This window comes from Methylobacterium sp. 001424705, from assembly GCF_059816145.1.
This window is the reverse complement of the sequence record NZ_JCBANU010000041.1, coordinates 1-21,757: the sequence shown is the minus strand read 5'-3', so window position 1 is coordinate 21,757 and position 21,757 is coordinate 1. Positions and strand designations below refer to the sequence as shown.

Genomic DNA, 21,757 nt, shown 5'->3' with positions numbered 1-21,757 from the left:
TCCCGCAGTGCGCGGAGCTTCGGGGGCCGCCGCCGCGGGCTCGGGCGGCGGGGCAGGCCGGCCGGCCCGCCCTGCCCCGCGTCCTGTGGTTCTCGATCGGGGCGGCGGCCCTGATCCAGTCGAGCCACGCGGCGATCTACGCCTTCGGGAGCATCCACTGGAGCACCCACGGCATCGCCCCTGCGTGGATCGGCACCCTCTGGGCCATCGGCGTCGCCTCCGAGATCCTGCTCTTCGCCGTGGTCGGCCGCCTGCCAGCGCGCTGGCGCAACCCCTTCGTCCTGCTCAGCCTCGGCGGCGGTGCCGCCCTCCTGCGGGCGTTCGGCATGGCCGCGTTCGGGGATCGCCTCGGGGCGGTGATCGTCCTCCAGGTCCTGCACGGCCTCACCTTCGGGGCGACGCAGCTCGGCGCCATGGCGGCGGTGTCGCGCTTCGCCCCGGACGGCGCCCGCGGGCGGGCCCAGGGCACGGTCAGTTCCGCGGGCGCCCTCGCCTCGGCCAGCGCCACCCTGATGACCGGCGCCGCCTACCAGGCCGGGGGCGGGCCTCTCGCCTTCGTGTTGATGGTGCCCCTGGCCGGCCTCGGCTTGTGCCTCGCGGCACGCGCCGCGCAGGCCGCCCGCGCGTTCAGCCTTCACAGCACCACGATTGTGGGTCAGGGGGCAGGACAACCCGATTAACCTTGACCGTCCGGTAACCCGGATCGGTGTACCGTGACCGCGGCATGGAGTGCGGCGTCATTGGCTAGAGCCGAGATCAGGACCCTTCCGGAAGCTGCCGACGCCGCGATCCTCGCGGGCGGTCGCGTCGGCCTGTCCGGACGCTGGACCGCCGACCAGGGCGCGGCCGTGGAGGTCGCCGCCGCGCGCATCGCCGGCAGCGCCGCCGGCACGGCCCTCCTCGTCGATCTCAGTGGGGTCGCCCGCCTGGACACCCTCGGCGCCTGGGTGCTGGAGCGGACCCGCGCGGAGATCGAGGCCGCCGGCGGGCGCCTGGCCTATGCGGGCGCGACGCCCGAGCACCGCATCCTTCTGAGCGAGGTGAAGCTGCGCCCCGCCGAACCGCCGCCGCCCCGGCGCGGCCGCCTCTTCGGCTTCCTCGACGATCTCGGGCGGCGCGTGGTCGGCGCGAAGTCGGATTTCGTCACGGGGCTCGCCTTCTTCGGCGAGGTCGTCACCGCCTGCATCCGGGTCGCGGCCCGCCCCGGCACCTTCCGGGGAACCGCCCTCGTCAACCAGATCGAGCAGGTCGCCTTCCGGGGCGTGCCGATCATCGTGCTGATCTCGTTCCTCGTGGGCGGCATCGTCGCCCAGCAGGGCATCTTCCAGCTCCAGCGCTTCGGCGCCCAGAGCTTCGTCGTGAACCTGATCGGGCTCCTGATCCTGCGCGAACTCGGCGTGCTGCTCACCTCGATCATGGTGGCGGGGCGCTCCGGCTCGGCCTTCACGGCCGAGATCGGCTCGATGCGGATGCGCGAGGAGGTCGACGCCCTGCGGGTCATGGGCCTCGATCCCATCGAGATCCTGATCGTCCCGCGGATCCTCGCCCTGGTGATCGGCCTGCCGATCCTGACCTTCCTCGCCTCCCTGGCGGCCCTGGCCGGCGGCGGCCTCACCGCCTCGCTCTACGGCGGCATGACCGTCGACGCCTTCCTGGCGCGCCTGCAGGCCGCGGTCTCGCTGCACCACGTGGCGGTGGGGCTGATCAAGGCGCCGTTCATGGCGCTCATCATCGGCATCATCGCGACCATCGAAGGCTTCGCCGTGGAGGGCTCGGCCGAGTCCCTGGGCCGCCACGTCACGGCCTCAGTCGTCAAGTCTATCTTCATGGTGATCGTCCTCGACGGATTGTTCGCCGTCTTCTTCGCTGCGATCGATTTCTGAGGCTCGGCCCGAACGTGTCCGCCCCGCACCCGCAGACGAGCCTCAGCCATCCGGCGCCCGCGGTCGCGCCGGAGCCGATCATCCGCGTACGCGATCTCGTGGTCGGCTTCGGCAGCAAGATCGTGATGAAGGGTCTGAACCTCGACATCCGGCGCGGCGAGATCCTGGGCTTCGTCGGCCCCTCCGGCCAGGGCAAGTCGGTCCTGACCCGGACGATCCTCGGCCTCGTGCCAAAGCGGGCCGGCACCATCGAGGTGTTCGGCGAGGACGTGGACGGCCTCACCGTGACCCGGCGGCGCCAGATCGAGCAGCGCTGGGGCGTGCTCTTCCAGCAGGGCGCACTGTTCTCGGCGCTCACCGTCAAGCAGAACATCCAGATGCCGATGCGCGAGCATCTGAACCTGTCCGACCGCCTCCTCGACGAGTTCGCCCGCCTGAAGATCGAGATGGTCGGGCTGAAGCCGGATGCCGCCGACAAGCTGCCCTCCGAACTCTCCGGCGGCATGATCAAGCGCGCAGCCCTCGCCCGCTCCCTCGCCCTCGACCCCGAGATCCTGTTCCTCGACGAGCCGACCTCGGGCCTCGACCCGATCGGCGCCGGGGAGTTCGACGAGCTCGTGGCGACCCTGAAGCAGACGCTGGGCCTCACCGTCTTCATGGTCACCCACGACCTCGACAGCCTCTACACCGCCTGCGACCGCATCGCGGCCCTGGGCGACGGCCAGATCATCGCGCAGGGCACGATCGCGGAGATGCTCGCGAGCGACCATCCCTGGCTGCGCGCCTACTTCCACGGCAAGCGCGGGCGCGCGGTCGTCTCGCCCGGCACGTCTCATGCGCCGGCCTGACGCCCGCCGCCCATGGCGTGCCGCCGCGCACCGCCCGCGCCCCACCCCGTCAAGGTATTGCTGATCCGATGGAGACTCGTGCGAATTACGCGCTGATCGGCGCCTTCACCCTCGCGGTCCTGGTGGCGGCCTTCGGCTTCGTGTTCTGGCTGCAGGGCGGGTCCCGGAGCCAGGTCCGGCAGGCCGTGCGCATCGTGTTCTCCGGCAGCGTCGGCGGGCTCGCCAAGGGCTCGACCGTGGCCTTCAACGGCATCAAGGTCGGCGAGGTCATGGACGTGCGCCTGCTGCCGCAGGACCCGCGCCGCGTCGTCGCCATCGTGGAGGTCGAGCGCACCACGCCCCTGCGCGCCGACACCCGCGCCCGCCTCGATTCGGCGATGCTCACCGGCGTCTCGACGATCTCCCTGTCGGGCGGCAACGCCGACGCCCCGGCCCTGACGCCGGGCTCGGGCGACCAGATGCCGACGATCTTCGCCGACAGCTCCGACATCCAGGACATGATGGCGGCGGCCAAGCAGATCGCCCAGCGCGCCGACGACGTGCTCCAGCGCCTCGACAAGGTGGTGGCCGGCAACGAGGGCGCGATCACCCGGACCCTGGCCAACGTGGAAACCTTCTCGAAGACCCTCGCGGAGGCCGGGCCGGCGGTGAGTGGCCTCGTGAAGGCGATCGACGGCCAGAAGCTGAATCGCGTGATCGACAATGCCGAGCGGTTTTCGAGCGCCCTCGCCGCCGGGAGCCCGGACATCGAGGGCGCCCTCAAGGACGCCCGGTCCCTGGCGGCCAAGCTCAACGCCTCCGCCGACCGCGTCGATGCCGTCCTGAAGGGGGCCGAGGGCTTCCTCGGCTCGGCCTCCGGCTCGGCCGGCACCAGCACCTTCACCGAGGTGCGCGAGGCGGCGATCTCCGTCCGCGACGCCGGGCGGGCCTTCCGGACCCTCTCCGAGAACCTCGACAAGCGGACCTCGAACATCGCCACCAGCTTCAACCGCCTGAGCGGCACCGGACGGCGCGAGGTGGAGGCGCTCTCGACCGACGGCCAGCGCACGCTCAACACCCTGAACCGCACGGTGAAGAGCCTCGAGCGGGATCCGTCGCAGGTCATCTTCGGCGGCAAGCCATCGTTGCCGGAATACAACGGTGGTCGTTGAAGCAACCGCTCCCCGGCCATGCGTGCTGCGGCGCACGGCAACATTCCGGACTTGAGTTAGTTTACCGCCACGCTGTGCGTCAGTGCGGCGACGGGTTTCCGGAATGCGTATGACACTTCACCAGACGGCCCCCGCGCTCGTCGCGATGCTTCTCGCCACCGGCCTCGGCGGCTGCGGCGGCGGCGCGGTGCCGCTCACCTTCGATCTCGCCGCGCTGCCCCCCAGCGGGCGGGCCGTCGGCGCGGCCCGGTCGTTCAGCGTGGCCGAGCCCGTGGGCATCCAGCCCTTCGAGGCGGACCGCATCATCGTGCGCGAGCCGGGCGGAGCCCTGTCCTTCCTCGGCGGCGGCCAATGGGCCGACCGCCTGCCGCGCCTGATCCAGACGCGGCTGATCCAGAGCCTGGAGAATTCCGGCCGCCTGAAGTCGGTGAGCCGCCCGGGCGACAAGATCGTGTCCGACTACCAGCTCATCAGCGAGATCCGGGCCTTCGACATCGCCGCCGGCTCCGGCGAGGCGGTGGTCGACATCTCCGCCAAGATCATTGCGGAGGGCACGGGCAAGGTGATCGCGGCGCGGATCTTCACCGCCCGCGTGCCGGTGCAGAAGGTCGATGCCGGCACCGCCGCCGTGGGCCTCGATGCCGCGCTGGCGCGGGTGCTGGGCGAGATGGTGGCCTGGGTGAATTCCGGCCGCTGAGGCTCGTGGGGCCGACGCCCTCCCGGCCTCATTCCATCACGGCCGCCTTCATGATGACGACCATGATGGCCTTGGCCGGCTCCGGCCCGATGCAGCGCACGGTGTGCGGCCGGTCGCAGCGGTAGCGCAGGGTCTCGCCGGCCCGGGCGCGCTGGACGGTACCGGCGACCTCGACCTCGAGCAGGCCCGACGTCACCGTCAGGGACTCCACCGAGCCGCGCTGGTGCGGGTCGGAATCGAGCACGCCGCCCGGATCGGCGGTCAGGTCGTACCATTGCAGCCACTCGACGGTCTTGATCCAGCCGATGATGGCGAGGCGGACCCTGCCGTCGTCCGAGACCAGGATCGGCGTATCGGCGCGGGAGGTCTTCTCGATGAAGGGCTCCTCGTCGCTCGTCGCGAGCACCCGCTCGATCGAGACGTCGAGGGCCTGGCTGAGGCGCCAGATGGTGGCCAGGGTCGGGTTGGTCTCGTTGCGCTCGATCTGGCTGATGATCGACTTGGCCACCCCGGACTGCTCGGCCAGCTCCGACAGCGACAGGTTGTAGGCCTTGCGCAGGCGCTGGATCGTCTTGCCGAGCTGCCCGGAGAGCACCTGCGCCCCGGTGAGTATGTCCCGCTGCCGCCCGCGCTCGGGCGTCGTCACCTGGTCGTCCATCTGTTCCGAGATCCGCGCGTCCGTTCCGTTAACCGGACGCTTGTGCGGTACTTCAAACGCAAACGGCGGGGCGACGCAAGGCGCGGTCAGACCCAGAGGGCATGGAAATGGTGCACCGGGCCGTGGCCGTGCCCGACGGGAACACCGTCCGCCCCCGCGATGGCGGCGGAAACGTAGCGCTTGGCCTGCGCGACCGCCTCGACCATCGGCAGGCCCCGGGCGAGGCCCGCCGCCACGGCCGACGACAGGGTGCAGCCGGTTCCGTGGGTGTTGCGGGTGCGGATGCGCGGGGCGGCGAAGCGCCGGAGCGTGCCGTCGCCGCGCATCAGGTGGTCGACGCTCTCGTCGCCCTCGCCGTGGCCGCCCTTCACCAGGACGGCCCTGGCCCCGATGGCGAGGAGGCGGCGCCCCTGGGCCACGGCGGCGTTCTCGGTCTCGGCGGTGGGTTCGCCGATCAGGGTCGCGGTCTCCGGCAGGTTGGGGGTGACGAGGTCGGCCAGCGGCAGGAGGTGGCGGCGCAGGGCCTCCACCGCGGCCTCCGAGATCAGCCGGTCGCCCGAGGTCGCCACCATCACGGGATCGAGCACGATCGGGATCCGGCCCGCGTGGCGGGCGAGGCCGGCCGCCACCGCCTCGATGGTGGCCACCTGCGACAGCATCCCGATCTTCACCGCCCCGACGGCGAGGTCGGAGAACACGCTGTCGATCTGCGCCGTCACGAAATCGGCCGGCACGTCGTGGATGGCCTGGACGCCGCGGGTGTTCTGCGCGGTCAGGGCGGTGACGACGCTCGCCCCGTAGACCCGCAGGGCCGCGAAGGTCTTCAGGTCGGCCTGGATGCCGGCCCCGCCGCTCGAATCGGATCCCGCGATGGTGACGGCGATGAAGGTCATGGCTTGGAGATCCTGGCGTTTTCCGCAGCTTAGGCCGCGACGCCCCGCGCGGCGAGGGCCGAATCGACCCGGAAGCGCAGGTCGCGGGCGCGCCCGGCCACCGACTCGCCGGAAAAGAGCGAGGAGATCACCGCGATCCCGTCGGCCCCGGCCTCGATGACGGCCGCCGCGTTGCTGGAATCGATGCCGGCGATCGCCCCGAGGGGGAAGGCGGCGCCGCGGGCGAGGCGCCCCCGGAAGACGATGCGGGCGAGGCCGTCGAGCCCCACCGGCGGGTCGGGATTGTCCTTGCTCGTCGTCGCGAACACCCCGCCGATGCAGGCGTAGTCCACCGGCAGGCGGTAGAGCTCGTCGGCCTGGGTGCCGGTCTTCAGAGTGAGGCCGATGATCGCCTCGCGGCCGAGCAGGCGGCGGGCCTCGGCCGGGTGCAGGTCGCTCTGCCCGAGATGCACGCCCTCCACGCCGGCGGCGAGGGCGAGGTCGACCCGGTCGTTGATCAGGAGCGGCACCCCCGTGCCCGCCAGCGCCGCGTGGATCGCCCGGATGCGGGCCAGGGCCGCCCGGGCATCCGCGATCGCCTTCTCCCGGTACTGCAGGAGCGTGCACCCGCCCTGCACGGCCTCCGCCGCCATCGCGGCGAGGCGCGCGCCGTCGGTGCCGGAGACGCCGGTATCGAGGAGGCCGTAGAGCCGTAGGTCGACCGGCCGGCCCCGTCCGATGGCTTCGTCCCGTCCGATCACGCTGCGTTTCCCCGGTTCCGTCGCTGGTGTGCCGCACTGTAGGGCTGCGCCGCCGCGATCGGAAGCTCCGGCACGGGCGGAGCTTTCCGGCGCGGTGTCGCGTTGCCACCCCCGAACCCGACCGCCAGCCAGACAGACAGGGACACGCTCCGCGCATGGACCGCACGCAGAAGCAGAAGATGCTCGCCGGCGAGATCTACGATCCCGACGACCCGGAGCTTCACGCCGACAGCCATGCCTGCAAGGTCTGGATGCAGCGCTACAACGCGGCCCTGGCGGAGACCCCCGCGATCCGCCGCGACCTCCTGCGCGAACGCCTCGCCGCGGTGGGCGACGGCGCGGTGATCCGGCCGCCGTTCCACTGCGATTACGGGCTGCACATCAGCCTGGGCGCCCACGTCTTCCTGAACTTCGGCTGCGTCATCCTCGATTGCGCTCCGGTCAGCATCGGCGACCGCACCCAGATCGGGCCCGGCGTCCAGATCCTCACGCCGGACCATCCGCGCGAGCCCGGCCCGCGGGAGGCCGGCCTCGAATTCGCCCGCCCGATCCGGATCGGCCGCAACGTCTGGATCGGCGGCGGCGCGATCCTGCTCCCCGGCATCACAGTGGGCGACCACGCCATCATCGGCGCCGGCAGCGTCGTCACCCGCGACGTTCCCGAGGGCGCCACGGTGGTGGGCAACCCCGCCCGCGCCCTACCCCGCAGCCAGCCCTGAGGCGTCCGCCCCGATCCCGACTCGGGGCGCATGCACCGATACCCCCCTTGGGACGAATGCGCCGCGGCGGTTTTTCCACATTCATCACGCCGCCGCGATGTGCCATGAGCAGGGGTAGGCAAGGCGGACCAGACGGATAGCGGCGGGGATCGGGGCGCGTGACCACGGCGGAGGAGACCCAGCGGGATTCGGAGGGGGCGCTCTCCAATCCCTCCGCCGTCGGGCTCGTGGCCGTCATCGTCGCCGCCACCGACGGCGAGCCGCGCGCCCTCACGGTCCAGGTCGGCGGCCAGGCCAGGGGCCGCTCGGACGGCCTCCCGGCGGGGCCCCTGGTGCCCGAGCACCCGACGCTGGAGCGCGGCCTGCGCGCCTGGGTCGAGCGCCAGACCCACCAGCGCCTCGGCTACGTCGAGCAGCTCTACACCTTCGGCGACCGCGACAGGCAGGGCGACGATGCCGGCGGCCTGCACTCCCTGTCGGTGGCCTATCTCGCCCTGGTGCGCGAGGTACGTCCCGGCGGACTGGCGGAGGCCTCCTGGCGCAACTGGTACCGCTACCTGCCCTGGGAGGATTGGCGGGAGGGCCGGCCCGAATCCCTCGGCGAGATCGAGACCCAGCTCCTGGCCTGGGCCGAGCAGGCGCCCGACCCGAAGCTGCGCCGCCGGCGGGAGGACCGCCTCGGCCTGACCTTCGGCCTCTGCGGCGGCGCCTGGAACGAGGAGCGGGTGCTGGAGCGCTACGAACTGCTGTTCGAGGCCGGGTTGATCCCGGAGGCGCAGGGCCAGTCCGGCGAGGCCCGCGAAGACGACCTCGCGATCACCGGCCAGCCCATGGCCCTCGACCATCGCCGGGTGCTCGCCACCGCGATCGGCCGCCTGCGGGGCAAGATCAAGTACCGCCCGGTGGTGTTCGAGCTGATGCCCCCGACCTTCACGCTCTTCCAGCTGCAGCGCACGGTGGAGGCCCTGTCCGGCACCAACCTGCACAAGCAGAACTTCCGCCGCCTCGTGGCGCAGCAGGGTCTGGTGGAGGAAACCGACGACGTCACCAGCGGCGCGACCGGCCGCCCGGCCCGCCTGGTGCGCTTCCGCCGCGAGGTTCTGCTGGAGCGCCCGGCCCCGGGCTTCCGCCTGCGCCCGGTCCGCCGCCCCGCCTGACTCCCCTGCCGGACCCGAATGACATTCGCGGTGCAGCGTCATTTTCGCATCGCAAAAACGTTATGCTCAAACCCTGTATATCTGGACAACGCGATCGGGGCCGCCTACGTTAGTCGGCACAATGCTCAGTTTGAGCATAAGTGAGGACGCGTCAATGGCGGCGACCAGTCTCCCGATCGGCCCGGCTTCCCGAGGCCTTCCCGCGGGCTTTCCCCTGCCGGACATCTACGCCCGCGTGAGCCGTCACGTGCCGGCGATCGAGTGGCCCGCCCTGGCCGAGGACGTCGCCGCGATCCTCGAACTGAAGAAGACCCGCAACGCCGTCATCCTGGCCCACAACTACCAGGCGCCGGAGATCTTCCACACGGTGGCGGACATCGTCGGCGACAGCCTGGCGCTGGCCCGCGAGGCTGTGACCGTGGATGCCGACGTCATCGTGCTCGCCGGCGTCCACTTCATGGCGGAGACGGCCAAGCTCCTGAACCCGGGCAAGACGGTGCTGATCCCCGATAGCCGGGCCGGCTGCTCCCTGGCCGACTCGATCACGGCGGCGGACGTACGCGGCCTGCGGGCGAAGTACCCCGGCGTTCCGATCGTCACCTACGTCAACACCTCGGCGGCGGTGAAGGCCGAATCCGACCTGTGCTGCACCTCCGGCAACGCCGTCGAGGTGGTGCGCTCGCTGAACGCGCCGCGCGTGCTGATGATCCCGGACGAGTTCCTGGCGCAGAACGTCCAGGCGATGGTGCCCGAGGTCGAGATCCTGACCTGGGCCGGCCATTGCGAGGTGCACGAGCAGTTCACCCCCGCCGACATCCGCGAGGTGCGCGAGAGCTATCCGGGCGTCACCGTCATCACGCACCCGGAATGCCCGCCGGAGGTGGTCGCCGAGGCCGACTTCTCGGGCTCGACCGCGATGATGATGAACTTCGTCCTGGAGAAGCGGCCCAAGCAGGTGGTGCTCGTGACCGAGTGCTCCATGGGCGACAACATCGCGGCGGCCAATCCGGACATCGAGTTCATCAAGCCCTGCAACCTGTGCCCGCACATGAAGCGCATGAGCCTGAAGAACATCCGTCACGCCCTGGAGACCATGACGGAGGAGGTCACGGTGGAGCCCGCCCTCGCCGAGCGCGCCCGGATGGCGGTGGAGCGCATGCTCGCGGTGCGGACGCGATGAACGCGCACGCCCCGGTCTCCTTCGCGCTTCCGGGCTCGGACCGGATCATCGTGGTCGGCGCCGGCATCGCCGGCCTCGCCACGGCCCTGCGCCTCGCGCCGCGCCCCGTCACCCTGGTCACCGCCGCGCCCCTCGGGTTCGGCACCGCCACCGGCTGGGCGCAGGGCGGCATCGCCGCCGCCATGGGGAGCGACGACGCGCCGGCCCTGCACGCCGCCGACACGGTGGCGGCGGGGGCCGGGCTGACCGAAGCCGACGTGGCCCTGCGCGTCGCCGAGGCCGGCCCCGGCCTGATCGACTGGCTCGTCGGCCTCGCGGCCCCCTTCGACCGGGACGCCGCCGGCGCCCTCGCCCTCGGCCTCGAGGCGGCACACTCCCGCCGCCGCATCGTCCGGGCCGGCGGGGATTCCACCGGCCGGATGGTGCTGGAAACCCTGGTCCGGGTTGTCGCGCGCACGCCCTCCGTCACCATCCTCGTGGCCTCGGCCCGCGACCTGATGCGGGATGTCCGCGGCGCCGTGGCCGGCGTGGTCTGCGAGCGCGACGGCGTGCGCTTCTCCCTGCCGGGCCGCGCCGTCGTTCTGGCCACGGGCGGGGTCGGGGCGCTCTATGCCTCGACCACCAACCCGCGGGGGGCCACCGGGCGCGGCCTCGCCCTGGCGGTCCGGGCCGGCGCCGTGCTGCGCGACATGGAGTTCGTGCAGTTCCACCCCACCGCCATCGCCACCGGCGCCGATCCGATGCCCCTGGCCACCGAAGCCCTGCGCGGCGAGGGGGCGCGGCTGATCGACGAGACCGGCGCGCCCGTCATGGCGGGCATCGCCGGGGGCGATCTCGCCCCGCGGGACGTGGTGGCGCGGGGCATCTTCCAGGCGCAGGCCCGCGGCGCGCGGGTCTTCCTCGATTGTCGCGGCGATCTCGGCGCCCGCATGGCCACGCGGTTTCCCACGGTTGCCGGCCTCTGCGCCGCGGCCGGCATCGATCCGCGAATCCAGGCGATCCCGGTTCGGCCGGCCGCGCACTACCACATGGGCGGCGTGAAGGTGGACGCGACCGGCGCCAGCACCGTGCCGGGCCTGTTCGCCTGCGGCGAGGTCGCCTCGACCGGGCTGCACGGCGCCAACCGGCTCGCCAGCAACTCGCTGCTCGAAGCGATGGCCTTCGCCCCGGCGATCGCCGAGGCCGCCGCCGCCGTTCCGGCCCCGGGCCAGGCCCGCGCCGAGACCACGACGCCGCAGAGCGAGGGCGACCCCGACGCCCTGCGCACCGTGATGGAGCGGCAGGTGGGCGTTGTACGCGCGGCGGACGGTCTCGCCGAGGCCGTGCGCCACCTCGCCCCGGCGGCGCGGGGCGGCTGCGACGTCGCCCTGACCGGCCTCGCCATCGCGGCCTCGGCCCTGTCGCGGCGGGAGAGCCGCGGCGCGCACTGGCGCAGCGATCATCCCGCCCAGGAGGCGCCGGTGCATACCGAGCTGGCGCTGTCCGACCTCTGGGCGATGGCCGAAGCGGTCGCGCCCGGCCGGGCCGTCGTCGCCGCCTGAGCCTCGCGAACCCGGTCCGGTCCCCAGGGGCGGGGCCGGCCCTCGTCCTCCATCCCGGAAGCTGGACCATGTCCGATCCCTCAGAGCTGCCTCCCCTGCCCCGCCTGATGGTGGAGCCCATCGTCCGCGCGGCGTTGCTGGAAGACCTCGGACGGGCCGGCGACATCACCACCGACGCCATCGTGCCGGCCAGCGCCCGCCTGGAGGGCGTCATCGCCGCCCGCCAGGACGGGGTGATCTCCGGCGTAGACACCGCGATGATCGCCTTCGGGCTGATCGATCCGAGCGTCGGCGTCACGGTGGAGCGGGGCGACGGCACCCGGGTGAAGCCGGGCGACGTGGTGATCCGCCTGGCCGGCCCGGCTCGGGCCATCCTCACGGCCGAGCGCGTCGCCCTCAACCTGCTGTGCCGCCTATCCGGCGTCGCCACCGCGACCGCCTCCCTCGTCGAGGCGGCCCGGCCCCACGGCAAGGCCCGCATCGTCTGCACGCGCAAGACGACCCCGGGCCTGCGCGCCCTGGAGAAGCACGCGGTGCGCGCCGGGGGCGGCTCGAACCACCGCTACGGTCTCGACGATGCCGTGCTGATCAAGGACAACCACGTCGCCGTCGCCGGCGGCATCGTGCCGGCGATCACGCGCGCCCGGGCCTATGCCGGCCACCTCGTGAAGATCGAGGTGGAGGTCGACACCCTGGAGCAGCTCGCGCAGGCGCTCTCGGTGAAGGCCGACGCGGTGCTCCTCGACAACATGTCCCCGCAGCAGCTCACGGAGGCGGTGGCGATGATCGACGGGCGGGCCATCGCGGAGGCCTCGGGCCGGATCAACCGCGACACCGTGGGCGCGGTGGCGGCTTCCGGCGTCGACCTGATCTCGTGCGGTTGGATCACCCACAGCGCGCCGATCATCGACCTCGGCCTCGACGCCGTCTGAGGGACGCCCGCACGGCCAAGGTGCCACGGTGTTGCCATGAAATCACGACGCGGCGGCAAGCGTCGTTGCAGTGCGAATTCGGCTTGGCTTTGAAGCGTGAGCGTTTACGTCTTGGGCACACTTCGCACCGTAACGTGCGTCAAGTTTTCCAAGTCGTTTCCACAGACTACGTTCGCCTTTGAGAGGCTCCGATGCGCCGTTTCGCCCCCGCCCTGACCGGGCTCGTCTGCGCGCTGGGCGCGTGGGCGTCGCCCGCCGCCGCCTACGAGATCGACCCGCTCACCCGTCAGCCGCTGGATAACGCCCTGGTCATCCGGGTGCGGCCGCAGAACGAGCCCGTCGCGCTCCCCACCGCCAACGCCTCCCTGCCCGTCGCCGACCCGATGGCTCCGTCCTCGGCCGTGCCGCAGATGTCGGCGATCCAGCGCGAGGAAGTCGCCTATGCCGGCGGCTACGCCCCGGGCACCATCGTGGTCTCCACCGGCGAGCGTCGCCTCTACTACGTGCTCGGCGACGGCAAGGCCCTGCGTTACGGCGTCGGCGTCGGCCGCCCGGGCTTCACCTGGGGTGGCGTGCAGACCATCACCATGAAGCGCGAGTGGCCCGATTGGCGTCCCCCGGCCGAGATGCTGCGCCGCCGCCCCGATCTGCCGCGCTTCATGAAGGGCGGCATCGAGAACCCGCTCGGCGCCCGCGCCATGTATCTCGGCAACTCGATCTACCGCATCCACGGCTCGAACGAGCCGGAGACGATCGGCACCGCCGTGTCCTCGGGCTGCATCCGCATGACCAACGACGACGTGGCCGACCTCTACACCCGCGCCAAGGTCGGCGCGAAGGTCATCGTCCAGCGCTGAACGCGCCGTACGCATCCTGACTTTCCCGAGGGGCCGGTGGACACACCGGCCCCTTTCTCGTGGGCGACGCGCTACTTCGACACCGCGAAGAAGCGCGACAGGAGCCAGAGGGGCACCACCACGACCGCGCCGGCCAGGATCCAGCGGCCGAAATCGTGGAAGGTGGCGAGGCCGAGGTCGATCAGGGTCCGCACCGCGTCGTAGGCGTGCCAGAACAGCAGGCCGGGGGTGACGCCGAGGGTCGCCATCACGGCGCCGACCAGCACCGACAGGAACAGGAGCTTCATGAAGACGGCGGCGGGCGAGCCGCCGAGGAAGCGCCGCAGGGCCGAGCGCCGGCCCGGCTCCGGGATCGGTGCGCCGGCATAGGGCTGCCCCCCGTAGGGCGGCGGGCGGCGCGGATCGTGGTCGAGCGTCATCGGGTCCTATCCTTGGCCATGTTCTTCGCCGTGTCCTTGGCCGGGTTCTTGGTGGTGTTCTTGGCGGTGTTCTTGACCGTGCTCTCGGCCGGGTCTTCGGGCCGTGCCCTCGGGCCGGGCGGTGCCGCCTCTCAACCCGGCGAACCCGGCGGAACCGTGACGCGGGCGACACAGTTTGCACGAAACACGACACATGCGAGAGCGTTCGGCGTTTTCGCACGGGGGACGGATGGCACCGTCGCGTGCAGGGTCCCATCTTAACGATGCGATCTGCGTCGTCCCCGACCGACCCTCGCCCCGCAGACTGACCCGTCCATGAAACGAACCGCTCCATGATCGACCACGCCCTGTTCGATCCGGCGATGATCGACCCCGAGACCCAGCGCCTGAACGCCGAGATCGTGGCCGCGCATGCCGCGCAGGCGGATCCCTGGTCGATCCCCATCACCGAGGTCCGGGCGCGCCGCCGCCAGGGCACGCAGGCCTCGCCGGCCATGCCGCGCAGCGCCCGGGCCGAGATCCTGACCATCGACGGGCCCGCCGGCCCCCTGCAGCTGCGCGTCATCCGCCCCGATGCGCGGAAATGGTCGAAGCTGCGCGGCGCCTACCTGCACATTCATCGCGGGGGCTGGGTCTGGGGCTCGGCCGACGAGCAGGACCCGTGGCTGGAGCGCATCGCGGACGTCTGCGGCTTCGTCTGCCTGTCGGTGGAGTATCGCCTCGCGCCCGAGCACCCCTACCCGGCGGCCCTCGAGGATTGCGAGGCCGCCGCCCTCTGGCTCGCGGGTCCCGGCCGGGCGGAGTTCGGCATCTCCGCCCTGACCATCGGAGGCGAATCGGCCGGCGCGCAGCTCGCCGTGATGGTGCTCCTGCGGCTGCGCGACAGGCACGGCCTGCCCCGCGCCTTCCGGGGGGCGAACCTCAATGCCGGCTTCTTCGACCTCGGCCTCACCCCGAGCGTGCGCAACTGGGGCGACGAGCGCCTGGTGGTGAACACCTGGGACCTCACCAACTTCGCCAACGACTACGTCCGCGAGGGCATCGACCGGCGCCGTCCCGACGTCTCCCCGGTCTATGCCGACCTGAAGGGCCTGCCGCCGGCCCTGTTCACCGTGGGCACCCACGATCCGCTCCTCGACGACACGCTGTACATGTCGGCCCGCTGGGCGGCCGCCGGCAACGGCGGACACACGGCGATCTATCCGGGCGGCTGCCACATCTTCGTGCGCTATCCCGGGGCGATGACCGAGCGGGCGCTGGAGCTGATCGACCGCTTCCTGATGGCCCTGGCCTGAGCAAGCGCGCGGTCGCATCCCCGCTGCCGGAACGCTTCGCCGCGTGGTTCGCCGCGCGCGGCTGGACGCCCCGGCCCCACCAGCTCGAACTCCTCGACATCGTCGGGGGCGGCCGCTCGGCGCTCCTCGTGGCGCCGACGGGCGCGGGCAAGACGCTGGCGGGCTTCCTGCCGAGCCTCACGGCCCTGGCGGCGCGGCCGGCCTCGGCGAAGCCGCGGGGCCTGCAAACCCTCTACGTCTCGCCCCTGAAGGCGCTGGCCGTCGACATCGCCCGCAACCTCGATGCGCCCATCGCCGAGATGGGCCTTCCCGTCCGCGTCGAGACCCGCACCGGCGACACGCCCTCGCACAAGCGCACCCGCCAGATCGCGCGACCGCCCGACATCCTGCTGACCACGCCGGAGCAGCTCGCCCTGCTCATCGCCCATCGCGAGGCGGCGGACCTCTTCGCCAGCCTGTCCTGCGTCGTCCTCGACGAGCTGCACGCCCTCGTCACCTCGAAGCGCGGCGACCTCCTGTCCCTGGCGCTCGCGCGCCTGCACCACCTCAGCCCCGGGCTCACGGCCATCGGCCTCTCCGCCACCGTGCGCGAGCCGGACGAGCTGCGACGGTATCTCGTTCCGCAACACCCCCCCTCCTCCACCGAAGCGGAAGAGGGCGGCCCGGCCATGGCCGAGCTCGTGGTGGTGAAGGGCGGCGCCGCCCCCGACCTCCACATGCTGGAGACCGGCCTCACCCTGCCCCTGGCCGGCCATACCGCTTGGCAGGCGATGCCGGCGATCTACGACCTGATCGGGCGGCACCGCACCGTGCTGGTCTTCGTCAACACCCGGCTCCAGGCCGAGTACACCTTCCAGGAACTCTGGCGCATCAACGACGCCAACTATCCCATCGCCCTGCATCACGGCTCGCTCGATGCCACCCAACGCCGGCGGGTCGAGGCCGCCATGGCGGCGGGCCAGCTGCGGGCGATCGTCTGCACCGCCACCCTCGACCTCGGCATCGACTGGGGCGACGTCGACCTCGTGGTGAATATCGGCGCCCCCAAGGGGGCGAGCCGGATCATGCAGCGCATCGGCCGCGCCAACCACCGCATGGACGAGCCGTCAAAGGCCTATCTCGTGCCGGCCAACCGGTTCGAGATGCTCGAGTGCCAGGCCGCCCTCGACGCCGTGGAGGCCGCCGCCCAGGACACGCCCGACGCCCGCCTCGGCGCCCCCGACGTGCTGGCCCAGCACGTCCTCGGCATGGCCTGTGCCGATGCCTTCGACGCGGTGCAGCTCTACGCCGAGATCGTCTCGGCCGCCCCCTACGCCACCCTGTCCTGGGAGGATTTCGAGGCGGTGGTCGATTACGTCGCCACCGGCGGCTACGCCCTTCGGGCCTACGAGCGCTTCGCCAAGATCCTGCGCGGGCCGGACGGCCTGTGGCGGGTGCGCGATGCCCGCATCGCCCAGCAATACCGGATGAACGTCGGCACCATCGTCGAATCGGCCAAGGTGAAGGTCCGGCTCGCCCGCGGCGTGCGCGGCAAGCCGGGCGCGATCCTGCCCCGCGGTGGCCGGGTGCTGGGCGAGATCGAGGAAGACTTCGCCGACACCCTGACGCCGGGCGACACGTTCCTGTTCGCCGGCGAGGTGCTGCGCTTCGAGGGCCTGTCCGAGGACGAGGCCCTGGCGACCCGCGCGGGGCCGGGCACCGACCCGGCGATCCCGTCCTATGCGGGGGCGAAGTTCCCGATCTCGACCTTCCTGGCGGCGCGGGTGCGTGCCCTGATCGCCGATCCGTTCGAATGGGACCGGCTGCCGCGCCAGGTTTCGGACTACCTCCTGCAGCAGCGGACCCGCTCGGTCCTGCCCGGTCCCACGGGACTGCTGGTGGAGACCTTTCCCCGCGCCGGGCGCTACTACCTGACGGCCTTTCCCTTCGAGGGGCGGCTCGCGCACCAGACCCTCGGCATGCTGCTCACCCGCCGCCTGGAACGGGCGCGGATGCGGCCTCTGGGCTTTGCTGCCAACGATTACGGCATCGCCATCTGGCTCAACCGCGATGTCGGCGAACGCATCGGCCGGGAACCGGACTTCCTCGAGACCCTGTTCGCCGAGGACATGCTGGGCGACGACCTCGAGGCCTGGCTCGACGAATCCGCCATGATGAAGCGTACCTTTCGGCAGTGCGCCGTGATCGCCGGGCTGATCGAGCGGCGCTATCCGGGCCAGGCCAAGACCGGCCGGCAGGTCACGATCTCCACCGATCTGGTCTACGACGTGCTGCGCAAGCACCAGCCGGACCACCTCCTGCTCAAGGCGGCGCGGCAGGATGCGGCAACCGGACTCCTCGACGTGAAGCGCCTCGGTATGATGTTGAGGCGCATCCAGGGGCGAATCATCCACAAGGCGCTCGATCGCGTCTCGCCGCTCTCCGTCTCCGTGATGCTCGAGATCGGGCGCGAACGGGTCTACGGCGAGGGCGCCGACGAGATTCTGGCCGAAGCCGAGGCGCAGTTGCTCGAAGAAGCGCTGGCCTGAGCGCGTGGTGAAACGCCCTGCCCCGAACGCAGAGGACGCGGTTTTGGCGCTCGGCCAGAGACTTGAGAAGACCATCCGGGCCCCCGGCCTGACCCTCGCCGGCGAAACCCTCGCCCTCGACCTCTGCGGCGGCCTCTGGCTCGCCCCGCACCGCACCCTGGTGGTGTCCGACCTCCATCTGGAGAAGGGCTCAGCCTATGCGGCCCGCTCCGGGCAGTTCCTGCCGCCCTACGACACCCGCGAGACCCTGGCCTGCCTGCACGAGGTGATCGCGCGGCTCGACCCCGCTTGCGTCGTCGCGCTGGGCGATTCCTTCCACGATTCCCGCGGACCGGAGCGCATGGAGCCGGGCGACCGCGCCATGGTGGCGGCCTTGCAGGAGGGGCGCGACTGGGTCTGGATCGCCGGCAACCACGACCATGCGGTCAGCGAGGGCGTCGGCGGCCGCTACGCCGAGACGCTGACGGTGGGCGCCCTGACCCTGCGGCACGAACCGACCGTCGATGCCCCGGAGGGCGAAGTCTCCGGCCATCTGCATCCCTGCGGAAAGGTCGCGATGCGCGGGCGGGCCGTGCGCCGGCGCTGCTTCGTCACCGACGGGCGCCGGCTGATCATGCCGGCCTTCGGCGCCTATGCGGGGGGGCTCAACGTGCGCAACGCCGCCTTCGAGCCGCTGTTTCCGGCCGGCTTCACGGCGCACCTCCTCGGCGACGGCCGCGTCTTCGCCATCGGCAAGGCGATGCTGAGCAAGGACTGAGCCTCTCTCCAGTCGAGACTTCCGGCGTTTTCAGTGCGCCGGTCCCCTCTCCTTTCGGGAGACGGGGCCCGTTCCGAGCGAGCCAACCGAAGCGATCGACCGGACACGGTGCGAGGAGCCGAGCGGGATTCAGGCCGCGATGAGCAGCGAGACCCCGGCGACTCCCGACAGGGCCAGGCGCAGGCGGCCGAGCCAGACCGGGACGAGGCCGCGGCGCGGCAGGTCCTGATCGATGAGGCCCCAGGCCAGCACGAGGATGCCGAGGATGCGCAGATCCCAGGGCATCGGGGCGGCGAGGGCCGCCCAGGCGATCAGCGAGGGCAGGATCGCGATGGCGTAGTCCGCGCCGCCCGAATTGCGCGCGGCCGCCGCGCCCCAGCGGATGCCGCCGAGGAACGATGCGATGACGGCGCCGTAGGTGGAGAGCATGAGGCGGGGGCTGAGGCCGATGGTGCCGAGGCCGCCATCGGAGCCGCTATAGGCGAGGAGGGCGAAGCCCAGGAACGGAATCAGCCCGGCGATCCCCAGGATCAGGGCGGCCGGTGGAACCGTCGTCACGCGCGCCATCGGCTCTCCGCTTGTCGGGCCGCCCGATGGAGGCGACCTGCGCTTCGAAATGGGTCACCCGACCACGATGGTCCGGCGATCACCGCTGCGACAACGCCGGGAACCGGGGGTTCGGCGCAAAAGCGGGAGGGCGTCAGAAGCTCGCATCCCCCGCGCGGCCGCTCAGATCCGGCGGGCCGGCGGAACGTTGCCGGAGGGCGGCGCCGCACCGAGCAGGCTCATCGTGTTCTCGGTCGGCAGCGGGGCCGGGATCTCGTTGGCCGCGGGCTCCGGCACCTTAGGCTTGAAGGCCGTGACCTGCGCCCGCGCGGCACCCAGGGCTTTCGCGTCGAGCTTCGAGGCGACGTCGTCGCGCTTCTTCGCGGCGTCCTCGTCGCCCTGCGCGGCGGCGGCCGAGAACCACAGGAAGGACTGTCCGAGATCCTGCTGCACGCCCATCCCCCGGGCGTAGAGAACCGCGAGGTTGTACTGGCTGTCGCGGACGCCGAGCTCGGCCGCGCGCTTGAACCAGAGGGAGGCGGTGGCGAAGTCGGGCTTGCCGCCGGCCGCCGGGTTCTCGGCGTAGATCACCGCGAGGTTGTGCATGGCGCGGGCATTGCCGAGTTCGGCGGCACGGCCGTACCAGAGTTTCGCCTGAGCCAGGTCGCGGGTCACGCCGACGCCCTTCTCGTACAGGCTCCCGAGCTTGTACTGCGCCGGCGCGAAGCCGCTGGCGGCGATCTGCTCGAACACCTTCACGGCGAGCGCCGGGTCGCGCGTCATGCCGCGCCCTTCGGCCGCCCGCATGCCGAGGTCGTAGGCGGCGGCGCCGTCGCCGCCGAGGGCGGCCTGGCGCAGCTTCACCAGGTTCGGCGGCACCGCCGCGAGGTCCGCGGTCAGTCCGGCCATCGTCGTCACGCGCGGCACCGCGGACCGAGCGGCCACGGCCGGCACCGTGCCCTTGGCGGGCGGGCTTTCGGAGAGACTCTGCGTCGTCTGCGGATCGGCCGGGGCGGGCGTCGCGCCCTTCGCATCCGGCGCTTTGGCGTCCTGGGTCTTGGCGTCCGGCTGTTTGGCGGCCGCCTCGGCTGCGGGGCCGGCATCGGGTGCCGCCGCCGCGATGTCGGCGGGCGCCGAGCGCGTCGCGACCGGCTCGGTCCCCGATGACGCGGTGTCCGCGGTCCGGCGGGCGGTCACGGCCTGGAGAGCGCCGAGCAGGAGCACCACTGCGGCGAGGCCGAGGAGGAGCGGTTTGCGGCGGCGGTCGATGCCGTCGCGGAAGCGCGCGAGGCGACCGTCGCGGCGCGCGGCGTCGGGACCGGTGCGGACACCGTCGCCCTCCTGCGCCTCGGCCTGCCCGGCGGCCTCTGCCTGCGCCGCCTGCGCGGCACGTCGGGCGGCGGCGATGAAGCTGGTCTTGATGTCGCTGTCGGCCGCGCCCGCGGCCTCGCTCGCCTCGACCCGGCTGCCCGGGCGCTCACGACCGGGGCGTCCGGCGCCCGGCTCCAGCGGAAGATCGGGACCCGAGACCAGGGGGCGTTCGGTCCGGGCCGCATCCGGCCGGCGCGACGGTGCCCCCCCGGCGAGATGCTCGGCGCCCGGCTCCCGGAGGGACTCCTTGGCCGTGTCCCGCGACGCCAGATCCCGCGCCAGCATCTCCCGGGCCAGGATGTCCTTCGCGGACGCGTCCCGCGGGGTCCGGGCGCCGGTCAGGAGGGCGGCATCCGTGTCGCCGGTGCCGATCCGGCCGACCAGGCGCTCCAGGGCGGAGTAGACCCCGGTCAGCGTCGATTGCATCCGCTGCTCGGAGGCGACCTGATGCGCGCGCAGATCCGCCAGGCTGGCCCGCAGGAGGGCGACTTCGCCGGTCTCGGCGGCCGCGCCCATGGTCTCGGCGACCGCGTTGCGGGCGGCGCGCTCGACGGCGGCCTCCATCGGCGCCTCGGCCCGCAGGGCCGAGACCTGGTCGAGGAGGTCGGTCATGGTGCGCTCGAGCCCGGCCAGGGCCGGATCGGCGTCCCGGGTGTCGATGCGCTCGGCCAGCGCCAGGACCTGCTGCTCCAGGGCGTCGAGGCCCTCGTCGCGGGGCCCCTCGCCCGTGCCGATGCGATCGAGCTTGACCGTCAGCTCGTGCAGCATGCCGTGGATCGAAGCGAGGTTCTCGTCGGGCAGTGCCGGCCGGCGCAGGGTCGCGCCAATGTCTTCGAGGCGTCCGATCAGGTCGCCCACGGGATTGATGCTAACCCGGTCGACCTTCTCCGACAGGGCATCGATCCGGTGCAGGATGACGTCCGAATCCTGGTGGGCGGCCATGGGGCCCGCGCCGCGCAGGGCGTCGAGCTTGGCGCCCATCTCTTGGATCTGCTCGCCGATGCCGGCCTCGGCGTTCGAACGCAGGCCGATCCGGATTTCCTCCAGCAGGGGGCGGAGCTCCGCCATGCTGGCGGTCTCGCCGGGCATGCCGGCCTGGAGCTGCGAAATCTGGGTGCTGATGGCCTGGAGGCCGTTGGCGAGGCTCTGGATCCGCTCGGGTCCGGCGAGGGCGCCGATCAGGCGGCGGATCTCGTCGAGTTCCCGGAACAGCCCCGCGACCACGTCCTGCTCGGCGATGCCGGAGGGCGCGCCCTGGAACGTGCCGTTCATCTTGGCGGCCAGGCGCTCGACATCGGCGGCGACGCGGGCGTGAACGTTGTCGGCGACGTCCTCGGCCAGGCGCTCGACCTGCACACGGATCGCCTCGATGGGGGCCGCGATGGCGGCGAGGTCGCCGGGGGCCTGCGCCTTCTCGACACCGGCCGCCAGGGTCTGCATCGCCGTCTCCAGCGCGCCGACGTCGCGGCTGCTGGCGAGGCTGCCGATCGATTCGCGCAGCCGCACCGTCTCGCTCTGGAGCTCGGCGATGACGGGGGCGGCCAGGGTCGGGGCGGCGTTCGAGACCGGGGCCGGGGCGGCGGCC

Annotated in this window: 20 protein-coding genes; 14 read left to right on the top strand and 6 right to left on the bottom strand. The window is 72.2% G+C overall.

All coding sequences use genetic code 11. The features are described from left to right. The 5 genes from AC6EUL_RS21670 to AC6EUL_RS21650 all read left to right on the top strand — a co-directional run. Window positions 1-680, top strand: a 680-nt coding sequence (locus AC6EUL_RS21670; RefSeq protein ID WP_499872616.1) for an MFS transporter, incomplete at its 5' end; no start/stop codon positions are given. A 60-nt stretch (window positions 681-740) separates the two neighbouring features. Then, window positions 741-1,883 (top strand): ABC transporter permease, encoded by a 1,143-nt coding sequence (locus AC6EUL_RS21665; protein WP_056217196.1) that lies wholly within the window; start codon window positions 741-743, stop codon window positions 1,881-1,883. A 125-nt stretch (window positions 1,884-2,008) separates the two neighbouring features. After that, the gene (locus AC6EUL_RS21660) at window positions 2,009-2,731 is read left to right on the top strand and encodes an ABC transporter ATP-binding protein (RefSeq protein WP_347379762.1); all 723 of its coding nucleotides are present in this window, start codon (window positions 2,009-2,011) and stop codon (window positions 2,729-2,731) included. Between the two features lie 68 nt (window positions 2,732-2,799). Beyond that, entirely contained in the window at window positions 2,800-3,882 is a 1,083-nt protein-coding gene (locus AC6EUL_RS21655; RefSeq protein WP_056217193.1) for an MlaD family protein, read from the top strand. A gap of 103 nt (window positions 3,883-3,985) precedes the next feature. Further along, window positions 3,986-4,579 carry an ABC-type transport auxiliary lipoprotein family protein gene (locus AC6EUL_RS21650; RefSeq protein WP_056269677.1) on the top strand — a complete coding sequence of 198 codons (594 nt, stop codon included), beginning with the start codon at window positions 3,986-3,988 and terminating at the stop codon, window positions 4,577-4,579. 28 nt (window positions 4,580-4,607) lie between these two features. Here the strand turns inward: AC6EUL_RS21650 and AC6EUL_RS21645 are convergent, their stop codons facing one another. The 3 genes from AC6EUL_RS21645 to thiE form a co-directional block, all read right to left on the bottom strand. Further along, window positions 4,608-5,237: a helix-turn-helix domain-containing protein gene (locus AC6EUL_RS21645; protein ID WP_056217184.1), complete on the bottom strand. Its 630-nt coding sequence runs from the start codon at window positions 5,235-5,237 to the stop codon at window positions 4,608-4,610. Window positions 5,238-5,323: 86 nt separating this feature from the next. Beyond that, a complete protein-coding gene (gene thiD / locus AC6EUL_RS21640) occupies window positions 5,324-6,130 on the bottom strand; it encodes a bifunctional hydroxymethylpyrimidine kinase/phosphomethylpyrimidine kinase (protein WP_056217182.1) in 807 nt (268 codons plus the stop codon). A 29-nt stretch (window positions 6,131-6,159) separates the two neighbouring features. Next, window positions 6,160-6,870, bottom strand: coding sequence for a thiamine phosphate synthase (thiE, locus tag AC6EUL_RS21635; protein ID WP_056382427.1), 711 nt, complete (start codon window positions 6,868-6,870; stop codon window positions 6,160-6,162). A gap of 155 nt (window positions 6,871-7,025) precedes the next feature. On the opposite strand from thiE, the gene AC6EUL_RS21630 reads away from it, so the two are divergent. From AC6EUL_RS21630 to AC6EUL_RS21605, 6 genes are all read left to right on the top strand, one after another. Beyond that, window positions 7,026-7,589, top strand: coding sequence for a sugar O-acetyltransferase (locus AC6EUL_RS21630; RefSeq protein WP_056269684.1), 564 nt, complete (start codon window positions 7,026-7,028; stop codon window positions 7,587-7,589). A gap of 158 nt (window positions 7,590-7,747) precedes the next feature. Then, complete coding sequence (locus AC6EUL_RS21625; RefSeq protein ID WP_056217172.1) at window positions 7,748-8,746, top strand: NUDIX hydrolase; 999 nt, start codon at window positions 7,748-7,750, stop codon at window positions 8,744-8,746. Window positions 8,747-8,900: 154 nt separating this feature from the next. Next, window positions 8,901-9,926: a quinolinate synthase NadA gene (gene nadA / locus AC6EUL_RS21620; RefSeq protein ID WP_056269690.1), complete on the top strand. Its 1,026-nt coding sequence runs from the start codon at window positions 8,901-8,903 to the stop codon at window positions 9,924-9,926. Continuing rightward, a complete protein-coding gene (locus tag AC6EUL_RS21615) occupies window positions 9,923-11,467 on the top strand; it encodes an L-aspartate oxidase (RefSeq protein WP_499872611.1) in 1,545 nt (514 codons plus the stop codon). Before nadA ends, AC6EUL_RS21615 begins: the two co-directional genes overlap by 4 nt. A gap of 68 nt (window positions 11,468-11,535) precedes the next feature. After that, the gene (gene nadC / locus AC6EUL_RS21610) at window positions 11,536-12,399 is read left to right on the top strand and encodes a carboxylating nicotinate-nucleotide diphosphorylase (RefSeq protein WP_499872610.1); all 864 of its coding nucleotides are present in this window, start codon (window positions 11,536-11,538) and stop codon (window positions 12,397-12,399) included. A gap of 191 nt (window positions 12,400-12,590) precedes the next feature. Next, on the top strand, window positions 12,591-13,256 hold the full coding sequence (locus AC6EUL_RS21605; protein WP_056217160.1) for a L,D-transpeptidase: 666 nt from the start codon (window positions 12,591-12,593) through the stop codon (window positions 13,254-13,256). A 71-nt stretch (window positions 13,257-13,327) separates the two neighbouring features. Here the strand turns inward: AC6EUL_RS21605 and AC6EUL_RS21600 are convergent, their stop codons facing one another. Further along, complete coding sequence (locus AC6EUL_RS21600; RefSeq protein ID WP_056217156.1) at window positions 13,328-13,675, bottom strand: DUF6460 domain-containing protein; 348 nt, start codon at window positions 13,673-13,675, stop codon at window positions 13,328-13,330. A 332-nt stretch (window positions 13,676-14,007) separates the two neighbouring features. Between AC6EUL_RS21600 and AC6EUL_RS21595 the strand changes: the two genes are divergently transcribed. From AC6EUL_RS21595 to pdeM, 3 genes are read left to right on the top strand one after another with little or no spacing between them, the layout of a single operon-like run. Continuing rightward, window positions 14,008-14,970, top strand: coding sequence for an alpha/beta hydrolase (locus AC6EUL_RS21595; protein WP_499872608.1), 963 nt, complete (start codon window positions 14,008-14,010; stop codon window positions 14,968-14,970). After that, complete coding sequence (locus AC6EUL_RS21590; protein WP_499872618.1) at window positions 14,967-17,498, top strand: ligase-associated DNA damage response DEXH box helicase; 2,532 nt, start codon at window positions 14,967-14,969, stop codon at window positions 17,496-17,498. The genes AC6EUL_RS21595 and AC6EUL_RS21590 overlap by 4 nt, the downstream gene beginning before the upstream one ends. Before the next feature lie 43 nt (window positions 17,499-17,541). Further along, window positions 17,542-18,255 carry a ligase-associated DNA damage response endonuclease PdeM gene (pdeM, locus tag AC6EUL_RS21585; RefSeq protein WP_056350395.1) on the top strand — a complete coding sequence of 238 codons (714 nt, stop codon included), beginning with the start codon at window positions 17,542-17,544 and terminating at the stop codon, window positions 18,253-18,255. A 129-nt stretch (window positions 18,256-18,384) separates the two neighbouring features. Here the strand turns inward: pdeM and AC6EUL_RS21580 are convergent, their stop codons facing one another. After that, on the bottom strand, window positions 18,385-18,822 hold the full coding sequence (locus AC6EUL_RS21580) for a DUF3429 domain-containing protein (protein WP_056217143.1): 438 nt from the start codon (window positions 18,820-18,822) through the stop codon (window positions 18,385-18,387). Between the two features lie 162 nt (window positions 18,823-18,984). Continuing rightward, the coding region (locus tag AC6EUL_RS21575) for a tetratricopeptide repeat protein (protein WP_499872605.1) at window positions 18,985-21,757 on the bottom strand (2,773 nt) is incomplete at its 5' end.